Here is a 3,207-nt window from a genome sequence, read left to right on the forward strand (position 1 = left end):
TGTCCTCCTCATATTTATAGACAACTTGACCCGTCATAATTCCTATTGATTCATCAAGATCAATATCTTCTTTGAGTGCATCTTGCATAGCATTAGGTAAACCCTCAAGTATTTCATCAAACGCTTGCGCTTTCTTATACACGTCTTCAATCTCTTTTAGTAACCCCTCTGTGTCATTACCGTTATACGCACTAGTACTGATCACTGATTGTTCTATTTGTTTACGGTTATTCATTTGTGTCTTCCTCCATTTGCCCTAAAAATTCGTAGAACTCATTTGTTCCGTCTAGTTCTTCCATTCGCGACAGTATAATATCTGCAGTGCTTTTACCTCCTATATAGAGAGCTCCTATCCTGTTCGCTTTGCTCTCAGGGTGTAGTTCTCTAATTTTAAAACAGTAATGTTCGTATCTTCCAAGCAATTCATTTTTGACTGTGCGCCACATGTTCTCCAGCTCTTCGTTACGTTTTCTTAACTTAGCTATATCCTCGATAAGCTCATCTCGTTGCTTCTTGTACTCATCACGTTCGTCTTTAAAAACTTTTGATTGAGCTCTAAAGTGTCTTATTGCACTTTGCTCATCAGTGATAGAGTCAACATTTTCAGCTCCATGTTTTTTCATGAAATTAATTAATTCTTCTCTTGTTGGTTGTATCATTATATTGCCTCCACTTTTTCGACTTCTATGCTTGCAGTTTCGAACGGGAGCTTTTTACGAATCAGTTTTAATACCATGTTCGTGGCTTTTTCCTCATTCGTACTTTTCACGAAATAATGTTTCTTTAATTTATAATCACATTTAGATGCAAAGAACTTGATACAAAGACATACTTTATAGGTTTGCATCATACTACCAACTCCCCATCTTTCCAAATTAATGTCATAGTTTTATCTTCGTTTAGTATATAAAACGCTCTGGAAGTACCGTCTATCAACTCTCTGATTGAATCATTTTCATATATTTCAAAACCTTCAATATCGTTTAGTTCTACTAGACAATCAAACTCAGTATCTTCAGTGACTTCCTCTGTGATTTCTACAGTAAAAATATCTTTATCTGTTACTACTTTTGTATAAAAACCATGCCCATCAGTTGAAAAATGTACTTCGCTACATTCTCCAAGCGTGCCCATTCTATCTGATTGAAACACTTTACTTTCAACTTGTTCAGGATTGTTCCATGCCCATTCCACCAGTTCGAGTAGCGTCATCTTCTTTTTTCTTTTAATCTTTGCCATTATTTCCATCTCCTCTAAAATAAAGTTAGTTGCTTCTGTTCCTCGTATTCCAAACCATGTTGCTTTATATATGTTTCAAGCTCTTCCGCTGTATCAAATGTCTTTTTCACGCCTTTAAACATCGTTTTATAATGTCCGTGAAAGTAATAAGTGCCATTGACTTCGTGAACATGTGCAACTTGTTCGTTATCCTGATACAGATATCTCTTAGATCCGAAAAATTGGTTTAAGTATTCTTTACATGCGCTATCGGTTTTAGGCATTTATACTTCCTGCCACTTCTTGAACATTTGGTTATAAGTATTATCAAACCAGTACGGATCACGTGAATGTTTCTGTGGTACATTAAACAAATGTGGCTTCTTTCTTCTTAGCTCAGCCTCTTTACGTCGTTGCCTAGCCATTTCACGCTCTTTGCTCTCTCGCTCCATGATTTCGGACAACACAATTTCTTTATACTCAGCTAAGCGCATACCATAAGGTGCATGTAAGGCTTCTAACAACGCCCAGCCACCTCGTACTCTTTTTGCAACCATTCCTGGAGTTAAACCGTTCTTTTTTATCAATTCATTTTCATGTTCGGTAAATTTATATGGTTTACCGTTAATCTTTACGATACTCATTTATTCCACCTCTGTATTTATCCTGTGTTAAAATTTTTAAAGCTCATGTTTTTTTCTCCGGATGTTATTTATCCTAAAAAGTATTAGTGTGTCTTTTTGGTCGTTTTTCGCCCTATATTCACGAGCACTAATGACCAAAAGCTCTTTTTGCTCTCTCAGATAATTCTTGTCGTCGCTCTTCAGACATTAATTTTCTAAAACCTATTGCGCTTTTAGGTAGTTTCGCCCTAACCAATACCGCAGTCCCAGATTCTAATCGTTCCAATACCTCTACATCATCGCCGTACAACTTTGTCATTCTAGTAATATGTGTCGGTACCGATGAGTAAGCAATCCATTCTTGATTTTCGTAATCATAGTTCAATGTCGTTTCTCGGTCTTCTCTTGAATAACCGTCGCTTACAGTTTTTGTTTCTTTGGTAATTCTTGCCATTTATTCCACCTCTATATTTACGTTTCTAATTTTTAAATTGTCATACTCTAGTATTTCGTTAGGATTGTTATATAAGTAATCTGCCAGCGCATCTTTTTCGTTATCCACATCACCAAAATGCTTATATTCAACTTCCGTAGGTATCCTTATATCAATCGTTGCGTTTATATATGCTTGTTGTTGCATTAGATCACTTCATTTCTCGTTTGCGTTCTCGTCTTGCTTTAATTAATTCCTCGTACGTAATCCATGTTTTACCTGTATACTTAGGTGCTTTACATATCCAATTGAGTTTTATGGTCCTGTATTTATGTCTGAAAATTTTAGCTTTAAGTTTTGCTACTTCGGTTGGCATACCTTTAATGTCGATAACTTCAATCAGTTTGCCATCGAGATATAACGCGAAGTCTGCAATGTATTCAATCTTTCGTTGTTTATCTAATTTTGGTAATAATTCAAATTTCGGTTGTATTTCGATATGATCATAATTAGTGCCATTCATATTACTTTCTAAATATTGGTAATATTCACATTCTACTTTGCTATCAAATACAATTCCTTTGTACTCAACTTTCTTAGCGTTGTATTTACTCATCGTCCACCTCTAAATATCAAATATCGTCGCTTGTAATCCTAGTTCTTGCTCATATAGAAGCCCGTGAGCGCCTTTAAATCGTTTTAGGTCACTATCAGTCATAATTTTCTTTTCGTCGCTGAAATGGGCTCCTGTGAGCGAATAAACCTCATTTACGTTGTCTTTATACTTGATGACCTTAATATCTTCTGTGCCATCTTCTCGGTATAAGTAATATTTTTCTTTCGGCATTTTTAACACTCCTTAATATTCGACGATTGCGGGTCTTTCTTCTTTTTCTTTCAACTTATCATCAATAAGTTTTTTAAGTTTCTCTT

At 35.5% G+C, this 3,207-nt stretch carries 10 protein-coding genes; all 10 read right to left on the reverse strand.

All coding sequences use genetic code 11. The features are described 5' to 3' along the window. A partial coding sequence (gene higB, locus IDG65_RS13690) for a type II toxin-antitoxin system toxin HigB (protein WP_206174171.1) occupies nt 1-235 on the reverse strand: 235 nt, incomplete at its 3' end. After that, entirely contained in the window at nt 228-659 is a 432-nt protein-coding gene (locus tag IDG65_RS13695; RefSeq protein WP_000615884.1) for a hypothetical protein, read from the reverse strand. The genes IDG65_RS13695 and higB, both read right to left, overlap by 8 nt. Further along, nucleotides 659-850, reverse strand: a complete 192-nt coding sequence (locus IDG65_RS13700; RefSeq protein WP_000983947.1) for a hypothetical protein — start codon at nt 848-850, stop codon at nt 659-661. The genes IDG65_RS13695 and IDG65_RS13700 overlap by 1 nt, the downstream gene beginning before the upstream one ends. Next, on the reverse strand, nt 847-1,239 hold the full coding sequence (locus IDG65_RS13705; RefSeq protein ID WP_001062709.1) for a hypothetical protein: 393 nt from the start codon (nt 1,237-1,239) through the stop codon (nt 847-849). Before IDG65_RS13705 ends, IDG65_RS13700 begins: the two co-directional genes overlap by 4 nt. Nucleotides 1,240-1,253: 14 nt before the next feature. Further along, on the reverse strand, nt 1,254-1,502 hold the full coding sequence (locus IDG65_RS13710; RefSeq protein WP_031913267.1) for an SAV1978 family virulence-associated passenger protein: 249 nt from the start codon (nt 1,500-1,502) through the stop codon (nt 1,254-1,256). After that, nucleotides 1,503-1,862, reverse strand: a complete 360-nt coding sequence (locus IDG65_RS13715) for an SA1788 family PVL leukocidin-associated protein (RefSeq protein WP_043856035.1) — start codon at nt 1,860-1,862, stop codon at nt 1,503-1,505. 127 nt (nt 1,863-1,989) lie between these two features. Next, nucleotides 1,990-2,295, reverse strand: coding sequence for a hypothetical protein (locus IDG65_RS13720; protein ID WP_000101252.1), 306 nt, complete (start codon nt 2,293-2,295; stop codon nt 1,990-1,992). Next, nucleotides 2,296-2,481, reverse strand: a complete 186-nt coding sequence (locus tag IDG65_RS13725) for a DUF3113 family protein (RefSeq protein ID WP_001187243.1) — start codon at nt 2,479-2,481, stop codon at nt 2,296-2,298. 4 nt (nt 2,482-2,485) lie between these two features. Beyond that, nucleotides 2,486-2,890, reverse strand: coding sequence for a DUF1064 domain-containing protein (locus IDG65_RS13730; RefSeq protein ID WP_000049787.1), 405 nt, complete (start codon nt 2,888-2,890; stop codon nt 2,486-2,488). A 9-nt stretch (nt 2,891-2,899) separates the two neighbouring features. Next, nucleotides 2,900-3,121, reverse strand: coding sequence for a DUF3269 family protein (locus IDG65_RS13735; protein ID WP_001123688.1), 222 nt, complete (start codon nt 3,119-3,121; stop codon nt 2,900-2,902). Nucleotides 3,122-3,207 lie beyond the last annotated feature (86 nt).

The organism is Staphylococcus sp. EG-SA-17, from assembly GCF_017151845.1.
Taxonomy (GTDB): Bacteria; Bacillota; Bacilli; order Staphylococcales; family Staphylococcaceae; genus Staphylococcus; species Staphylococcus aureus.